Below are 16,719 nucleotides of genomic sequence, written 5' to 3'. Positions count from 1 at the left end.
CCATGCTTTTGAAGGGACGTCGATGCATAAGGCTCGAAGCATCTTCACCTGGGCGATCGTCTCGCTCTGCGTCTTCGTATTGATCACCTTGCCGGTGAACCTGCAGACTCAGCTTATTGCCAGTATCACCGTCGTCACGATCATGGCGATGATCAAGATCCTGAAGGGGGAGGGCACATGGCGCCTGATCGCGCTTGCCTTCGGCACTGCCGTCGTTCTGCGTTATGCCTATTGGCGCACGACGAGTACGCTGCCGCCCGTCAACCAGCTTGAAAACTTCATTCCCGGGCTGCTGCTCTATCTCGCCGAAATGTACAGCATCGCCATGCTGGCGCTCAGCCTCTTCATCGTCGCGACCCCACTTCCGCCGCGCCGGTCGCGCCCTGTCAAGCAAGAGCGGTTCCCGCATGTCGACGTGTTCGTGCCCACCTATAACGAAGACGCCCATCTCCTCGGCAATACGCTCGCCGCCGCAAAAGCAATCGATTATCCGGCCGATAAACTGCATGTCTGGCTGCTGGATGATGGCGGCACGCTGCAAAAACGCAATTCCAACAAGCTGCTCGAAGCCCAGGCTGCCATTGCGCGGCACAATGAACTGAGGCAGCTCTGCGAGGCACTCAGCGTCAATTACCTGACGCGCGACCGCAATGAACATGCCAAGGCAGGCAATCTCAACAACGGCATGCAGCATTCGACGGGCGAGCTCATCGCCGTCTTCGACGCTGACCACGCGCCCGCCCGGGACTTCCTGCGCGAGACGGTCGGCTATTTCGACGACGACCCGAAGCTCTTCCTCGTGCAAACGCCGCACTTTTTCATCAATCCAGATCCGCTGGAGCGCAATTTGCGCACTTTCGACAGGATGCCGAGCGAAAATGAGATGTTTTACGGCATCATCCAGCGGGGCCTCGACAAATGGAACGCTGCCTTCTTCTGTGGTTCGGCCGCAGTTCTCAGCCGTCGCGCGCTGCAATCCACCAATGGCTTTAGCGGCATCAGCATCACTGAAGACTGTGAGACCGCATTGGCGTTGCACGGCGCAGGCTGGAATAGCATTTATGTCGACAAGCCGCTGATCGCCGGTCTGCAGCCCGCCACCTTCGCAAGTTTCATCGGCCAACGCAGCCGCTGGGCGCAAGGCATGATGCAGATCCTGCGCTTTCGGTTTCCGCTCTTAAAGCGCGGCCTGTCGATTCCGCAGCGCCTTTGTTACATGTCCTCGACGCTGTTCTGGCTCTTCCCGTTCCCGCGTACAATCTTCCTGTTCGCGCCGCTCTTTTATCTGTTCTTCGACCTTGAAATTTTCACAGCCTCCGGCGGCGAGTTTCTGGCCTATACGCTTGCCTATATGCTCGTGAACCTGATGATGCAGAACTATCTTTATGGTTCGTTCCGCTGGCCGTGGATATCGGAACTTTACGAGTATGTGCAGACGGTCCACCTTTTGCCTGCCGTCATTTCCGTCATGATCAATCCACGAAAACCAACCTTCAAGGTCACGGCAAAGGACGAATCGATTTCGGTCAGCCGCCTTTCGGAAATCAGCAGGCCCTTTTTCGTTATATTTGCCGTGCAGATCATTGCGCTCGCCATTACGATCTATCGCATCTATGCCGAGCCCTACAAGGCGGATGTGACGCTCGTTGTCGGCGGGTGGAACCTTATCAATCTCATCATGGCAGGCTGTGCGCTTGGCGTGGTGTCGGAGCGCGGCGAGCGTGCCGCTTCGCGGCGTGTGCGCGTCAATCGGCGCTGCGAATTCGGCGTCAACGGCAAATGGCATACCGCCTCGATCGAGGACGTCTCGGTCCACGGAGCGCGTCTCCATGTCTTCAACAAGCAGTTGGACCCGATGACGATCGGCGCCGAAGGCGAAATCCGCTTCCGCCCTTACAGCGGTGCTGACCTCGAAACTCTGCCGCTCATCGTTCGCAACATGGAACAGGACGGCGATATCATGGCCGTCGGCTGCCAGTATATCCCGAAGAGCGCGCTTGATCATCGCCTGATCGCCGATTTGATCTTTGCCAATTCCGATCAATGGGCGCAATTTCAGGAATCGCGCCGCCGCAATCCGGGCCTCATCCGCGGTACCATCTGGTTTCTTGGTCTATCGCTCTATCAGACAAGCCGCGGGCTCATTTATTTCTTCCGCAGCATGCGGCCGGAGCGCGAAGCGCAGCAGCAGATGGCAAAGGCGAACGGCTGATGAGGACGGGTCTTGCCGCTGCACTGTTTCTTATCAGCACCTCGGCGCTTACCTCGGCTCAGACTGCACTGGTGCCCGCGCCCTTTGACATGTCGCCTGAGCGCCCGGCCGGTCTTCATCCCATGGTGCCGCGCCTGACGTTGCCTGCCCCAACGGTGACACCGCCTGTTACAGTTCCAGACGCACCGTCCGTCCCTGCCGCTCCGCCGAAACCTTCCCCATCTTTTCCCGGCTCTGCAAATTCCGCTCGGCCGCAAACCGTCCAGCCTGCCGGCACCCCGGCGGAGACGACAGGCGGTATGCGCCGCTACGTCGTTCCCTTCGACAAATTCGGTCTGGAGGGCGAATACGACCGAAAGTCGTGGAGCGTCTACCTCACTCCAGAACAGGCAGCCGCGCCAGCAAAATTCAATTTCGCCTACCAAAATTCCATCGTCGTTGCGCCGGAAGCCTCGCAGATCACCGTGCTCATCAACAACCGTCCGATCGGTCAAAAGCAGATCGGCTCACCCGACACACCCTCCCAAGTCAGCTTCGATGTTCCGCGTGGTCTGTTACAGCCCGGCGCAAACCTTTTGACCTTCGAGGCAAGCCAGCGCCACCGCACGGATTGCACGATCCAGTCGACTTATGAGCTATGGTCCAATATCGATCCTGCGCAGACCCATCTGAGCTTCGAAGGGCAAGAAGCTGCAAAGTTGTCAAGCACGGATGCCATCCGTGCGGTCGGCGTCGACGGGTCCGGTAGAACGGAATTCGACCTCCTCGTTCCAGCCCTTGAGCAGCCTGGCACGACGAAGCCGCTACTTCGCCTCGCACAGGGGCTCTCGGTGCTGAGTGGTATGCCGAACCAATCCATCTCCTTCAGCGTCGACACGCTGCCGGCAGCCGGACCCGGCAAGCTTACCGTTCTCGTCGGCACGACTTCCGAGTTGCAGCCCTATTTTCCAGACCTGCCACCGGCGGCTCAGTCCGCAGCGCTCGCGACATTCGTCACCGACCCGCGCACTGGCTCGCCCGTGCTTCTGATCAGTGGCCCTTCGTGGCAAGCAATCTCCTCGGCTATCGATACCATCGTCTCCCCAACTGATCGTGCCCCGGGCATCAGGCGCGATGCGCTGACCACCGAGCGCTGGAGCGCGCCAAACGCACCGTTGATACTTCAAGACACGCGGCTTACATTTGCCGATCTGGGCGTGAAGACGACAGAGTTTTCCGGTCGGCGTTTTCGTACGAACTTCAATGTCGCGGTTCCTTCCGACTTCTATGCGAATGCCTATGGAGAAGCGACGGTTCTGCTGGACGCGGCATATACCGGCAGCGTCCTTCCCGGCAGCCATATCGACATCTATGTCAACGGCAATATCGCCTCGACGATGCCGATTACCGGAACCGGCGGCGGCATCCTCCGTCATCTGCCGATCCGCGTGGCCATGCGCCACTTCAAGCCGGGCCTCAACTCGCTGAGTCTTGAAGCAATCCTCACGACGAGCGATGACAACATATGTGTGCCCGGTGCGACCGCCTCGACCACGTCGCGCTTTGCCTTGTTCGATACGACTGAGTTTCGCATGCCGGATTTCGCCCGCGTCGGGCAGCGTCCCAATCTTGCCGCCATGGCCGGTACCGCCTACCCCTATGGACGGCTTGCCGGTCCGATGCCGCTCTTCATAGACCGCATCGATGCCGACACACTTTCTGCCGCGGCCACGCTGCTTGGCCAGATGGCAGCTGTCTCCGGACGCCCCATGAACATAGAGCCGACGGCTTCGCCAGGCACGATCGGTGATCAGGACGCCCTATTCATCGGTTCCATCTCGCAATTGCCGGCGGCGGTCTTGTCCCAACTGAATATCTCCACGGCAAGCCAGGCCACTTGGCGCCCGGTACCGGATACGCAGGTGGTCCAGCCGGACACCAATTCCGCTTTCGACCAATGGCGCTCGAAGGTGAGCAGCGGCGCATGGCGCGGTCAGGTCACGGCGTTCCAGGAGTGGCTGCGCAAGAACTTCGACATCTCGCTGAGTTCGCTGCAATTTGTACCGAGAGCAGAAGCCGTTTTCACGCCGTCCAATGTGGCGAGCCTCATGGTTGCGCAAGGCGCCAGCCCAACCGGCGCCGGGGCCTGGACAGTCGTAACCGCGCCCTCGGCAAAGGACCTGCGCGAGGGTATCGATGCTGTGACGGAGCAGCGCAACTGGCCGCAGATTTCCGGACACATCACCACCTATTCCGGCAAGACCGGTGAGATCGAAACCGTGCCGGTCTCGCGTTTCGACTTCGTGCCCTCGCAGCCTTGGTCGCTTGCGAACTTTAGGCTGATCGCCGCAAACTGGCTCTCGACCAATATCCTCTCCTACGCCTTTCTGCTTGTCGTTCTTTCGATTCTCCTCGGCATGGCGACCTCGGGCATGCTGAGCAGATTGGGCAGGGGCAAATGAAGAGGATCGTGGCAACGGTGCTGGCTGGTGCACTCGCTTTTGCGATTGCCGTCGAACCCCTTCAGGCCCAACAGGTGCTCGTCGATCGAAAGACGTGGGCCGCCTACAAGCTGCAGTTTCTCGATCCGAGCGGCCGTGTCATCGACAACGGCAACGGCAACATCAGCCACAGCGAGGGCCAGGGTTACGGTCTGTTGCTTGCCTACCTCGCCAACAGCCCCGCCGATTTCGAGCAGATATGGTATTTCACCCGCACGGAACTCCTGCTGCGCGATGATGGACTTGCTGTATGGAAATGGGACCCTTCAGCCAAACCGCATGTGACGGACACCAACAACGCCTCGGACGGCGACATGCTGATTGCCTATGCGCTTGCGCTCGCTGGCACCTCCTGGAACAGGAGCGATTATATCGAAGCCGCTGCCAGAATGGCCCAAGCGCTCCTTTCCGAAGCAGTGGTGGAGGCCGGTGGCCGCACGCTGCTCTTGCCCGGCGTCGAAGGTTTTACACCGCCCAGCCGGGTAGATGGGCCGGTGGTCAACCCCTCCTACTGGATCTTCGAGGCGATCCCGGTGATGGCGCTGCTTGCGCCGTCAGACCGGTGGCAAAAGCTTTCCGATGACGGCCTTGCACTCCTGAAATCCCTGCAATTCGGCCCGCGCAAACTGCCTGCTGAATGGGTAAGCCTTGCCCGCCGGCCGGCACCAGCCGAGGGTTTCGATGCGGAATTCGCCTACAACGCTGTTCGTATCCCGCTTTATCTCGCAAGGGCAGGGATTACCGACAAGGTCCTGCTTTCCAGGCTGCAACATGGAATGACCGCAAATGGTGCTCCGGCGACAATCGACCTTGCCACGGGTGGCGTGAAGACGGTGCTTGCTGACCCAGGTTATCGAATTGTTAACGATGTTGTGGCCTGTGTGGTCAACGGCAAGAAACTGCCCCCGACTGCCCGGCAGTTTTCGCCTGCGCTCTATTATCCGTCCACGCTCCAGCTGCTCGGGCTGGCCCTCGTCGTGAAGAAACATCCGGAGTGTCTGTGAAGTCGTCCCTCATCGCATTATCGGCTGCAGCGGTGGTGGCCATCGTAATAACCGGGGTGAAGGACCGTGCCGCACTGGTGGAGAAATTCGGCATCGGACGCTCGAACCTGCAGACCGACCGCCTGGTGCAACCGGACACGCCCAGCAGCCAGCCGATCGACGTCCAGGCGGTCGCCGACCGTCTTCAGGAGGCGGCACCGGTGCTGACGGCACAGGCGCCTCAACCTCCCCAGGCGCCTGCCCCCCCGGCTCAGCCGCAGCCTGCCGAGAAGGAGCGGCCGGCCCAACAGTCGGCAGGGCAGCAACCGGCAGCTCAGCCGAAGGTCGACGAAAGCGCGCTGCGGTATTTTGCAAACCGCGGCGACAAGGTTCGCCTGCAGGCCGAAATCTCCCGTCTCCAAGCGCTTTATCCGAACTGGGTGCCGCCCGCCGATCCGCTGGCCGTGCCGCAAAGCGGCGATAAGCAGCTCGAAACCATGTGGCAGCTTTATGCGGAGGGGCGTTATGCAGAGCTTCGCAAAGCTATCGCCGACCGCCGCACGGCGGATACCGGCTGGCAGCCGCCCGCTGACCTCCTCGATCGCCTGGATGTCGCAGAAGCCCGGGCGCGGCTTGTGAATGCGTCCGACCTCAAACAGTACACAACAGTCATCGAGATCGGCGCTGCGACCCCGAGCCTTCTGACCTGCAGCGATATAGATGTCTTGTGGCGCGTCGCCGAAGCCTTTGTCCATACAGGAAGGGAAGCGCGCAGCGTAGATGCCTACAGCTACATCCTGAAGTACTGCACGAACCCGCAGGAGCGCCTTGCGAGCGTCCAGAAGGCTTCGGCGTTGCTGCCCTATCAGGCCATGCAGCGGCTGCTTGCCCTCGAGCAGCCTGCCGTGAGCGGCGCGCGCGAGTTCGATAGCATCCGTGACGAGCTCGCTCGCCGCTTCGTCGCTGAAGGCAACGCCGATCCGAAGCTTGATGTCGAAGCAGACTATGTATCGCGTGTTGCGCGTCTCGCGCAAACCCAAGGGCTCGCCTCCGATGCGCTCTTGCTTGGCTGGTATCAGCTGCGACGCGAGAATGCGCCGGAGGCGGAGAAGTGGTTTCGCGCAGCCCGTGCCAAGGAGGATTCGGCATCCGCTTCGCAGGGCATGGCACTTGCGCTTGTCGCCCGCAAGGCGCCTCAAGAGGCCGAGGATGTCATGTACAGGTGGCGCAGCGATTCCAAGGATGCCACCGATACCTATCTTGCCGCTGCTGCCAATCTGATGGCTTTGCAGCCGCCCGCCGATATAAGCGAAGACGTACTTGGTCGCATGGCAAAAGAGGTCATTGCGCAGAAATACGTGCCGGCCGCGCAGCAATTCGGCTGGTATGCACGCTCGCTCAATCAGCCGCAAACTGCAGCGCGCTGGTTTGAAACTGCGCTTCGCTGGAAACCGGACGACGAACCGTCCGCCTATGGTCTTGCCATCACCCGTGAGCAACTGAACGATCGCACGGGGGTCGCGGAGGTCCAGCGGCTTTGGGCCGGCCGCTCGCAGCGTATCGCCACGCTTGACGATGCATCGCTATCGGCGCCCTCCGTCGAGGCACCGCTTCAAACGTCCGCCCGGCTTCCACAAAGGCTTGCGCGTGCGGCTGTGCCAGCTCAACCGGCTGACGGAGGAGGCGCAACCGAGCCTCCGGGCCGGGCTGTGCGAACCGAAGGATCGGCAATGGAGACAGTGACTGTGCAGCAAGGCACCCGCAAGCCGCGCGGCTGCTCGACCACGACGGATGCGAGCCTCCTCAGCCCCGATGCCGCGCTCAGCCGCGGCTGGTGCCTGATGGATCTCAATCGTCCGATGGAAGCTGTTGCCGCTTTCGAAAGAGCCTTGAAGGGGTCTGCGCGGCAGACGCGCGAAGACGCCGCCTATGGACAGAGTCTCGCTTATCTGCGCGTCGGGCTGTCCAACAATGCAGCCGTTGCGGCAACGCGTGCGCCTCAGAGCCGTGAGCGCGCCGCCGAACTCCAGATTTCAATCCTCGCTGACCGGGCACTCGCCGCTTATGGCGCCAAGCGGTATCGCGAGACGCTGATCTATCTCGATCAGCGAGCTCAGATCAAACGCGAGACGATCGATCTCATGGTGTTGCGCGGCTATTGCTATCTGAACCTCGAAATGTATGGCGATGCCGCACGGATATTCAATGCGGCCGCCGCCACTGGCAGTAAGGATGCCAACAGAGGGCTGGCCGACCTTAAGCGAGCCACGCGCCCAGAGACGTCGGGCTGATCCCGATTTTGCTGGCAGCGCCGCTGCCGGCGCCCCGGCAGAACCATCGTTTTCACGCAGCCGTTGCCAGTTCGACGCGGTTGCGGCCAGCTGTCTTGGCGCGATAGAGCGCTCTGTCTGCGGCCTCGATTGCTGCACGAATATTAGTGCCGCTAGAATCGACAGCCGCGACGCCGATGCTGACGGTAACCTTGATTGCCGTAACACCGACGATCAAGTCTTCTGACTCGATTGCATGGCGGATCTTCTCGGCAACGATTAACGCGTCGCCCTCTTCAGTATCTGGAAGCAGAATGATGATCTCTTCGCCCCCGTAGCGAGCCGCGACATCGGTCTTGCGCACGGTCCGGCGAATGAGGTCGGCGACCCGGGAGAGCACGGTGTCTCCCACATTGTGTCCCCAGGTATCGTTGATCTTTTTGAAGTGGTCGACGTCGAGCATAACGATCGAGAAAGGCCGCCCGCGATTGCTCGCCTCCTCGGCGCAGCGGTCGGCCGCCCGCTGAAAGACGCGGCGATTTGGCAGCTTCGTCAACGGGTCGACGCTCGCCTCATTTTCAAGCACGCGCACCATCCGGACTCGCTGCTTTTCGCGCTCAAGCAGATCGGCAAGGAGGAGGACGCCGAGAATATTGGCAAGCATGACGGGAGCCGCAGCGCGCAGAAACAGGTCCCTGGCGATCTCCGGAGGCAGAAAGACAAGGACGATGAAGGAAGAGACGGTCGCAAGGCCGAGCAGCAGCGATCTCCCCCAGCCGGTGCCGATGCGGTGACGGGGTATGAGCGTGCTGGCGTAACCACTAAGCGCCACAAGGATGACGCTCACCGCGCCGCCCGTCGCGCCGACGCCGCCAAGAACCAAACGGTGCGCCCCCATCATGGCTGCAGCAATGATGGTGCCAATCGGTCCTGCGTAGAGGGGGGAGAGAACCAGAAGAATGGATCGGGCGTCATAGATAAGCCCCGGCCTCATCACAATCGGATCGTTCATCGAAAGAATGCCGCCGAGACCAAACAAAAGGCCCGCCGCAACGCCCCTCATCAATCTTTGGCTGATGGTGCGAATGACCCAAGCATAGCCATAAACGACTAAGACAGCCAACGCCAAGACACGTATGTAAGCGGCGACGATTTCGCTGATTTCCATGCTTTTCTGTTAAATGTCCGATGACACCGGTACGTGATTCCAAATGATCACCGATAGATGGCAGCCCTCACGCACAAGACAAGGGTGCCGCGCTGTCGAACGTGCCACAGGCGCGCTTTGGCCTCCGGTCGCGGCTGGCGTAGGCGGCGAGACCGCCCTTTGCTCCGGCGTGGCAGGAGTAGCCAGTCACCTACCGGATGCGCTTAAGCCTTCCTGCTTCTGCCTTTGGACAACCGTCCGATCGGCCAGACGATATCGGCTCTGTTCGTCGGGTCTATCTAACCGACGGTGGGGTCTCGAAGCGGGCGATCTCGGCACCGGCTTGCAGATAGGCGCCGGCTTGGGCCTTGATCCGGATCTTGCCGGCCCGCGATGCCGTCACCAGGGTTTCCATCTTCATCGCTTCAATCACCGCGATCAGGTCACCCGCCGCCACTTCCGCGCCATCCTGGACCTTGAAGGCCTGCAGCGTACCTGAGATCGGCGTAGTCACGCTCGAGGTGTCTTCCGCCCTGGCAGCAATCGCCAGCCCGGTGTCTTGGCCTGCAAGCCCGCCGAGACCGGCCAAAAGCGCGACCGGAATGCCGATCTCATGGCGCCTGCCGTCGATTTCCACATGGGTGCGGACCAGCGGGGGATTGGCAACCGGCTCTGGCCGGGCTTCCGCTTCAAGACGATTGGCGAAATCGGTCTCGATCCAGCGCGTATGCACCTTGAAGCCGCTTTCGCCCGTAAAGTCCTTCGTCTCGATCGCGGCGCGATGGAAGGGCAGAACCGTCGCAATGCCGTTGATCTTGAATTCTCGGAGCGCGCGGCGGGCGCGTCTTAGCGCCTCGTCGCGAGTGGCGCCGGTGACGATCAGTTTCGCCATGAGTGAATCGAAGGTACCAGGCACCGTCGAGCCGGAGACGACGCCGCTGTCAACACGGATGCCAGGCCCGGCGGGAGGGTCGAAGACGGTGATTGTACCCGGCGTTGGCAGGAAGCCTCGGCCTGGATCCTCGGCATTGATACGGAACTCGATCGAATGGCCACGCGGGACAGGCGTCTCGGTGACGCGCAGGGGCAGGCCGTCGGCGATACGGAACTGTTCGATGACGAGGTCGATGCCGGTTGTCTCCTCGGTTACGGGATGCTCGACTTGCAGACGGGTGTTCACTTCAAGGAAGGAGATCGTGCCGTCGCCACCGAGCAGGAATTCGACCGTACCCGCGCCAGAATAGCCGGCGGCAGCGCAGATCTTCTTCGCAGCATCGTGGATCGATTGGCGTTGGGTGTCGCTGAGGAAGGGGGCGGGGGCCTCCTCGACGAGCTTCTGATTGCGCCGCTGCAGCGAGCAATCACGCGTGCCAAGCACCAGCACATTGCCGTGTTTGTCGGCCAACACCTGCGCTTCTACGTGGCGCGGACGGTCGAGGAAGCGCTCGAGGAAACACTCGCCACGGCCGAAGGCGGCCTTGGCCTCGCGGACTGCAGATTCATAAAGCTCTGCTACTTCCTCCATCCTCCAAGCGACCTTCAGGCCACGGCCGCCGCCGCCGTGGGCAGCCTTAATGGCAACGGGCAACCCATGCTCTTCGGCAAAGGCGATGACTTCGGCAGCCGACTTGGCCGGGCCGTCGCTACCGGCAACCAGCGGCGCGCCGACGCTGGTCGCGATCCGCCGGGCCTCGACTTTGTCGCCCAATGCCTCAATGACATGCGGATCAGGCCCGATCCAGGTGAGGCCAGCATCGATCACCGCACGGGCGAATTCGGCCCGTTCGGACAAAAAGCCATAGCCCGGATGCACTGCATCTGCACCGGAGCGCTTGGCAATGCTGATCAATTTGTCGATGTCGAGGTAGGTCTCGTCCGGACGGGCGCCGACGAGCCCATGGGCTTCGTCGGCCAGCTTGACGAAGAGCGCGTCCATGTCTGGATCGGCATAGACGGCGACAGATTGCAGGCCGTGATCGTGACAAGCCCGGATGATGCGCACGGCGATCTCGCCGCGATTGGCGATCAGGACTTTCTTCATGGATGTCTCCTCACTTGATTTTGGCCGTCACCGATCTCGAGCCTTGGCGGGCTGAATATCGGCGAAAGCCGTCACGGGCCGGAATCGTATTTTGGCATCGACCGGGATCTGTCCGGCGAGATCGAGATGGTATTCGGCGACCGTGCCGATGACCGGATAGCCGCCAGTCAGCGGATGGTCGGCGAGGAAGAGGACCGGCTGGCCGCTGTGCGGTACCTGGATTGCGCCGGTCGCCGTACCTTCGCTCGGCAATTCCGCCTTGTCCTTGCGCTCCAACGGAATATCGCCGGAAAGGCGGATGCCGACGCGGTTGGACTGCGGTGTCACCTGCCAGAGTTGGCCGGAGAGGGCGGCGATACCAGCCTCGGTGAACCAGTCGCTGCGAGGCCCCATGATCACGTCGAGCGTGATGGTTTCGTCCGCCGCCGGATGGTCGAAGGCTGGCGCTTCATGAAGCGAAACGCTGGTTAGGGCCAAGCTATCATTGTTGATGGCCAGCACTGCGCCTGCGGCGACAGGGTCGGGACCGACAACGGCCAGCGTATCGGTGGAAGCGCTGCCGAGTATCGGCCTAACGGCAAATCCGCCGCGGACGGCGAGATAGCTGCGCATGCCTCTCGGTGCAGGGCCGAGCGTCACGACATCGCCCGGTTCAAGCGAGATTGGCTGATAGGTCCCGGCGCTAATCGTGCGGTCAGCTGCATCGCGGATGCTGATCGGGCAGGGCGCGCCGGTGAGCGCCATGACGGTGCGGCCAGAAACCTCGAAGGAAAAACCGCCAAGCGTGATTTCGAGGCAGGGCGTGCCGGCCGGATTGCCGACCACGCGATTGGCCGCCTTGAGTGCCCCCTGGTCAAGCGCGCCGGAGGATGAGACCCCCTGGCCGGTCTTGCCGAAGCGGCCGAAGTCCTGGAACAGTGCCGGGATGGGGGCGGCACGAACCTTGAGCGCAAGGCTGTCCGACGCGACTACTGGTGGGCGGGCGACCAGGGTCTTGGTCGTGGTCCTGGTAGTTGAGACTGCTTTCTTTTTGAGATCGAAGAAGTGCACGCGGTAGCCGGGCTGAAGAAGTGCTGGCGGATCGCGCGATAGATCCCACATCTTTTTTGGCGTCGTGCCGACGATTTGCCAGCCGCCGGGGCTCGCCTGCGGATAGACACCGCTGAAGGCGCCGGCCAAAGCAACCGAGCCGGCCGGGATCCTTGTGCGCGGGCTCGGGCGGCGCGGCACCTGCAGTGCCGGATCGCCGCCGGTGAGATAGCCGAAGCCGGGCGCAAAGCCGCAAAAAGCGACGGTGAATTCGCTGTGGGTATGGCGGCGGATGACGTCCTCGATAGACAAGCCCGTAAGGTCCGCGACATCTGCCAAGTCCTCGCCATCGTAGCAAACGGGGATTTCGACGAGCTTGTCGGAGGGTGCCGCGCGCATCGACAGATCGCGTGTCGCGATCTCGCCGGCCAGCTTTTCCAGCGTCAGCTTTTCCGGCCGCAAGCGGATCATCAGCGTGCGGGCCGCAGGCACCATGTCCTCGATACCTTCCAGCGGATCAGCTTTGAGCGAGGCAAACAGCGCCAGCGTCTCGTCGAGATCGGCGAGTTCGACAAGCATGGTTGTCAGGCTGACAGGCAGGAAACGCATGGGAACCTCAAGCGTGATACGCGGAATCGGGGATGTCGGTGATGAACATGTGTCCCGGCGCATGGGTGATCGCAAAGGGGACACGGGAGGCCATCACGGCCGTCTGCGGGGTGACGCCGCAGGCCCAGAAGACCGGGACCTCGCCCGGCTCGATGCGCACCGGATCGCCGAATTCCGGCGCGGCGAGATCCTTGATGCCGATCGCTTCCGGCGTGCCGACATGCACGGGTGCGCGATGCACTGCCGGGAAGCGTCCCGAGATGGTCGCGGCGTCCGCCACGCGCGACGCTTGGATCGGCCGCATGGACACGACCATGTTCCCATGCAGGCGGCCGGCCGGCCGGCAAGGCCGGTTGGTCAGATACATCGGCACATTGGACTTGTCCGTGATGTGGCGGATCTCGATCCCGGCCTGCGCCATCGGTGTCTCGAAGGTGAAGCTACAGCCGATCAGGAAGCCGACGAGGTCGGGATATTCGGCCCAGGCTGCGGTCGCATCCGCTGTCTCTTCGGCGAGCTTTCCATCACGCCAGATGCGATAGAGCGGCAGATCAGTGCGAAGGTCGGCGCCGGGCGCAAGCAGGGTCGCATGCGAACCCGGATCGGAGACATCGAGCACCGGACAAGCCTTTGGAGTGCGCTGCGCATAGAGCAGGAAATCGAAGGCCCAGTCGCGCGGAAGCACGATCATATTAGCCTGGGTGAAGCCCGGCGCGACGCCCGAAGTCGGCTCGATGCTGCCTACCCAATAGCGTTCGCGGGCTTTTTGAGCCGGCCCAGCATTGATGTGGCGAAGATGTTCGATGGCGATCATTGCATGTCTCTCGCAGGTTGGTCAGGCGGCCAGGAAGGAGCGGACGGCAATCCCGTCGACTTCGAAGACGCGGCGGATCTCCTTGGCGATGGAGACAGCGCTGGGGCTGTCTCCATGCACGCAGATCGACTGGGCGTCGATCTTGATGGTCGAGCCGTCGACCGCTTCGAGCGTACCTTCATGGGCAAGCTGCAGCATGCGGCGAGCGATCAGCTGGGGATCATGCAGGACGGCACCCGGTTCACGGCGTGAGACAAGGTCGCCATCGGGCGTATAGGCCCGGTCGGCAAAGGCTTCCGCCACGGCCTTCAAGCCGCAGTCGCGGGCGAGCTTGAGAATTGGCGTATTTGCAAGACCCATCAGCACCAACGAGGGATCCACCGCCTTGATGCCGTCGATCACTGCCTGGGCTTGCTTCGGGTCGCGGGCGATGCGGTTGTAGAGAGCGCCGTGCGGCTTGACGTAACCGACGGTGACACCCGCTGCCGCTGCGATGCCCTTCAGTGCGCCGATCTGATAGATGACATCGGCGGTCAGTTCGTGGCTTGCGACATCCATGTCGCGCCGGCCGAAGCCGACGCGATCAGGATAGGAGACATGCGCGCCGATCAAAACGCCCTTTTCAGCTGCGGCCCTGACGGTTCTTAGAATACCGAGCGGGTCGCCGGCATGAAAGCCGCAGGCGACATTGGCGCTGGAGACGAGGGCGAGCATCGCGGTGTCGTCGCCCATGCCCCATGCGCCATAGCTTTCGCCGAGATCGCTGTTCAGATCGATGGCAGTCATATCAGGTCTCCTTAGGCGGTCAGAAGCGCGAAGATTGGGCCGATTGACTTGTAGCCCATGTACCAGGTGAGGACGCAAGCCAGCACGCCGAGCACCAGCAGCCAGCGCGGATAGCGATAGCCACCCATCAGGTCAGAACGAGCCCAGGCAGCATAGATGAAAATCGACAGGCCGATCGGCAGAATGAGACCGTTCAGGCCGCCGACGAAGACCAGCATCTGAGCCGGCGGGGTGGTGATAATCACATAGAAGAACAGCGATACCGCGATGAAGATCACGGTCGCGATATTGCGGGCTCTCTCACTAAGGTCCTGCTTGAAGATCGTGAGGAAGGAAACCGACGTATAGGCAGCGCCGATAACCGAGGTGATGGCGGCAGCCCACAGGATAATGCCGAAGATGCGCATGCCCACATCGCCGGCGGCGGCCTCAAAGGCTTGGGCGGCCGGATTGGCACCCTTGCCTGAGACATCGATTACGACACCGCTGGCGACTACGCCGAGCACAGCGAGAAAGAGGACGTAGCGCATGACGCCGGTGACGGCGATGCCGGTGAGCGCTGCGCGGTTGACGGCGCCGAGGTTTTCGATGCCGACCGTGCCCTTGTCGAGCAGGCGATGGGCCCCGGAATAGGTGATGTAGCCACCGACCGTGCCGCCGACGATAGTGGTGATCGTGGCGAAATCGACGGTTGCCGGCAAAAAGGTCTGGAACAGTGCTTCGCCAACCGGCGGGGCCGATACGATGGCCACATACAGCGTCAATGCGATCATCAGGATACCGGCGAAGATGATGAAGCGGTCGACGGCCATGCCGGCGCGCTTCGATAAGAAGATGGCGATCGAAAGAACCGCGCTGATTGCGCCGCCGATCTTCGGATCAAGCCCGATCATCGCATTGATACCAAGGCCCGTGCCCCCGATATTGCCAATATTGAAGAATAACCCGCCGACGATCACCAGAACAGCAAGCAGATAGCCAGCGCCCGGGATTGCCGCATTGGCGAGATCGGAGGCACGCATGCGCGTCAGAGTCACGATTCGCCAGATGTTCAGCTGCACGACGAAATCAATGACAATCGAGGAGAGGATCGCAAAAGCGAAAGCCGCGCCGAGTTTGGTGGTAAATGTTGCCGTCTGGGTGATGAATCCCGGGCCAATGGCAGAGGTAGCCATCAGGAAGACCGCAGCCGTTAGTGCTGCGCGCCGCGACTTGAGCGACATGCCAGACGATGCGGCCGATGCGCCGTCTGTGGATGAAATAGATAGCTGTTCCATAAACCCTCTCCTTATGCGGCCCTCCCACAGTTCCTCGGGCGGGCCATGTGAGTTTTGACACGAGCCAGCGTCGTCGCGTTTCTTTACGATGTCAAGATTGTTCAACGATACTGATTTATCGTTCTACTATAATGCTGAAGTGTTGAGCAATATGCTCATTTCATGAGCGAAGGCCAGTCTTCAGAACCAATTTTTGCAACACCCGCCCGCGCGCTTGTCACTTTTCGTGCCCTTAAGAAATATGTCTGACTGGCCCGATTGACGTTTGCCGCAGTGGCCCGATTGACCGTGTCGTTCGCCCCATGGTTCCCATTGAGCGAGAACCGCTATATCGATGCGCAAGGAGACGGATGCTTCATCCATTTCCATGCAGAAGGGGCTTTGATGGCTGAACAGGATACCATATCGGCGCTTGCGCCGCGTCTGGCGGAGGAGATCCGCGACATGCTGATCGCGGGCGAATTGAAGCCGGGGCAGCGCCTGTCTGAGGCAGCGCTCAGCGCCGGCCTGGATGTGTCGCGCAACTCACTGCGCGAAGCCTTCCGGCTCTTGACCAAGGAAAATCTCTTGCGCCACGAGCCCAATCGCGGCGTCTTTGTCGCCACGCCGAGCATGGCCTCAATCATCGACATATACCGTGTGCGCCGCATGATCGAATGCCAGGCGCTTGCAAAGGCCTATCCCAAGCATCCGGCGGTGGTGCGCATGCGCTCAGCGGTCGAGCGCGCCAGGATCGCGCGCGATCGCAAGGATTGGGCAATGGTCGGCAGCGAAAACATGGTCTTTCACGCGGCGATCGTCGATCTTGCCGACAGTCAGCGCCTGAATGCTTTCTATGCGCAGATCGCCGCAGAGCTGCGTCTCAGCTTTGGCCTTCTCGCCGATCCCGAATTGTTGCACGCGCCCTATGTCGACCTCAATGGCGCTATTCTCGAAAAGCTCGAGGCGGGATTGACGGCCGAAGCTTGCACAGCGCTCGAAGCGTATCTGATGCAGTCTGAGCGCACAGTTCTCGCCGCCTTCTCGCGGATCGATCCGGGCAAATGATCCGCGAATGTGAAACCCCCAGCT

At 61.4% G+C, this 16,719-nt stretch carries 11 protein-coding genes; 5 read left to right on the top strand and 6 right to left on the bottom strand.

The window, feature by feature from the left end; genetic code table 11:
- Nucleotides 1-22: 22 nt before the first annotated feature.
- From bcsA to ISN39_RS27295, 4 genes are read left to right on the top strand one after another with little or no spacing between them, the layout of a single operon-like run.
- On the top strand, nucleotides 23-2,212 hold the full coding sequence (gene bcsA, locus ISN39_RS27310; protein ID WP_074073065.1) for a UDP-forming cellulose synthase catalytic subunit: 2,190 nt from the start codon (nucleotides 23-25) through the stop codon (nucleotides 2,210-2,212).
- Nucleotides 2,212-4,653, top strand: a complete 2,442-nt coding sequence (locus tag ISN39_RS27305; RefSeq protein ID WP_194731207.1) for a cellulose biosynthesis cyclic di-GMP-binding regulatory protein BcsB — start codon at nucleotides 2,212-2,214, stop codon at nucleotides 4,651-4,653. The genes bcsA and ISN39_RS27305 overlap by 1 nt, the downstream gene beginning before the upstream one ends.
- The gene (locus tag ISN39_RS27300) at nucleotides 4,650-5,696 is read left to right on the top strand and encodes a glycosyl hydrolase family 8 (protein ID WP_194731206.1); all 1,047 of its coding nucleotides are present in this window, start codon (nucleotides 4,650-4,652) and stop codon (nucleotides 5,694-5,696) included. The genes ISN39_RS27305 and ISN39_RS27300 overlap by 4 nt, the downstream gene beginning before the upstream one ends.
- On the top strand, nucleotides 5,693-7,966 hold the full coding sequence (locus ISN39_RS27295; RefSeq protein ID WP_194731205.1) for a cellulose synthase: 2,274 nt from the start codon (nucleotides 5,693-5,695) through the stop codon (nucleotides 7,964-7,966). Before ISN39_RS27300 ends, ISN39_RS27295 begins: the two co-directional genes overlap by 4 nt.
- A gap of 52 nt (nucleotides 7,967-8,018) precedes the next feature.
- Here ISN39_RS27295 and ISN39_RS27290 read toward each other — a convergent pair whose 3' ends face one another.
- From ISN39_RS27290 to ISN39_RS27265, 6 genes are all read right to left on the bottom strand, one after another.
- Nucleotides 8,019-9,113: a diguanylate cyclase gene (locus ISN39_RS27290; protein ID WP_194731204.1), complete on the bottom strand. Its 1,095-nt coding sequence runs from the start codon at nucleotides 9,111-9,113 to the stop codon at nucleotides 8,019-8,021.
- A 274-nt stretch (nucleotides 9,114-9,387) separates the two neighbouring features.
- On the bottom strand, nucleotides 9,388-11,133 hold the full coding sequence (locus tag ISN39_RS27285) for a biotin carboxylase N-terminal domain-containing protein (protein ID WP_194731203.1): 1,746 nt from the start codon (nucleotides 11,131-11,133) through the stop codon (nucleotides 9,388-9,390).
- A 27-nt stretch (nucleotides 11,134-11,160) separates the two neighbouring features.
- Entirely contained in the window at nucleotides 11,161-12,771 is a 1,611-nt protein-coding gene (locus ISN39_RS27280; RefSeq protein WP_194731202.1) for a 5-oxoprolinase/urea amidolyase family protein, read from the bottom strand.
- 7 nt (nucleotides 12,772-12,778) lie between these two features.
- Nucleotides 12,779-13,585: a putative hydro-lyase gene (locus ISN39_RS27275; protein WP_194731201.1), complete on the bottom strand. Its 807-nt coding sequence runs from the start codon at nucleotides 13,583-13,585 to the stop codon at nucleotides 12,779-12,781.
- 21 nt (nucleotides 13,586-13,606) lie between these two features.
- Complete coding sequence (locus ISN39_RS27270; protein ID WP_194731200.1) at nucleotides 13,607-14,371, bottom strand: 5-oxoprolinase subunit PxpA; 765 nt, start codon at nucleotides 14,369-14,371, stop codon at nucleotides 13,607-13,609.
- 11 nt (nucleotides 14,372-14,382) lie between these two features.
- Nucleotides 14,383-15,648 carry an NRAMP family divalent metal transporter gene (locus ISN39_RS27265; RefSeq protein WP_194731199.1) on the bottom strand — a complete coding sequence of 422 codons (1,266 nt, stop codon included), beginning with the start codon at nucleotides 15,646-15,648 and terminating at the stop codon, nucleotides 14,383-14,385.
- A 384-nt stretch (nucleotides 15,649-16,032) separates the two neighbouring features.
- On the opposite strand from ISN39_RS27265, the gene ISN39_RS27260 reads away from it, so the two are divergent.
- Complete coding sequence (locus tag ISN39_RS27260) at nucleotides 16,033-16,695, top strand: GntR family transcriptional regulator (RefSeq protein ID WP_194731198.1); 663 nt, start codon at nucleotides 16,033-16,035, stop codon at nucleotides 16,693-16,695.
- The last annotated feature ends 24 nt before the right edge of the window (nucleotides 16,696-16,719 follow it).

Source organism: Rhizobium sp. 007, assembly GCF_015353075.1.
Lineage (GTDB): Bacteria > Pseudomonadota > Alphaproteobacteria > Rhizobiales > Rhizobiaceae > Rhizobium.
The sequence above is the reverse complement of the archived record's forward strand: the minus strand, read 5'-3'. Positions and strand labels throughout refer to the sequence as shown.

Coding starts and splice junctions, on each gene's coding strand:
- ISN39_RS27305 (WP_194731207.1), top strand. CDS start 2,212: ATGAGGACGGGTCTTGCCGCTGCACTGTTTCTTATCAGCACCTCGGCG.
- ISN39_RS27300 (WP_194731206.1), top strand. CDS start 4,650: ATGAAGAGGATCGTGGCAACGGTGCTGGCTGGTGCACTCGCTTTTGCG.
- ISN39_RS27290 (WP_194731204.1), bottom strand. CDS start 9,113: ATGGAAATCAGCGAAATCGTCGCCGCTTACATACGTGTCTTGGCGTTG.
- ISN39_RS27260 (WP_194731198.1), top strand. CDS start 16,033: ATGGCTGAACAGGATACCATATCGGCGCTTGCGCCGCGTCTGGCGGAG.
- ISN39_RS27265 (WP_194731199.1), bottom strand. CDS start 15,648: ATGGAACAGCTATCTATTTCATCCACAGACGGCGCATCGGCCGCATCG.
- bcsA (WP_074073065.1), top strand. CDS start 23: ATGCATAAGGCTCGAAGCATCTTCACCTGGGCGATCGTCTCGCTCTGC.
- ISN39_RS27280 (WP_194731202.1), bottom strand. CDS start 12,771: ATGCGTTTCCTGCCTGTCAGCCTGACAACCATGCTTGTCGAACTCGCC.
- ISN39_RS27275 (WP_194731201.1), bottom strand. CDS start 13,585: ATGATCGCCATCGAACATCTTCGCCACATCAATGCTGGGCCGGCTCAA.
- ISN39_RS27270 (WP_194731200.1), bottom strand. CDS start 14,371: ATGACTGCCATCGATCTGAACAGCGATCTCGGCGAAAGCTATGGCGCA.
- ISN39_RS27285 (WP_194731203.1), bottom strand. CDS start 11,133: ATGAAGAAAGTCCTGATCGCCAATCGCGGCGAGATCGCCGTGCGCATC.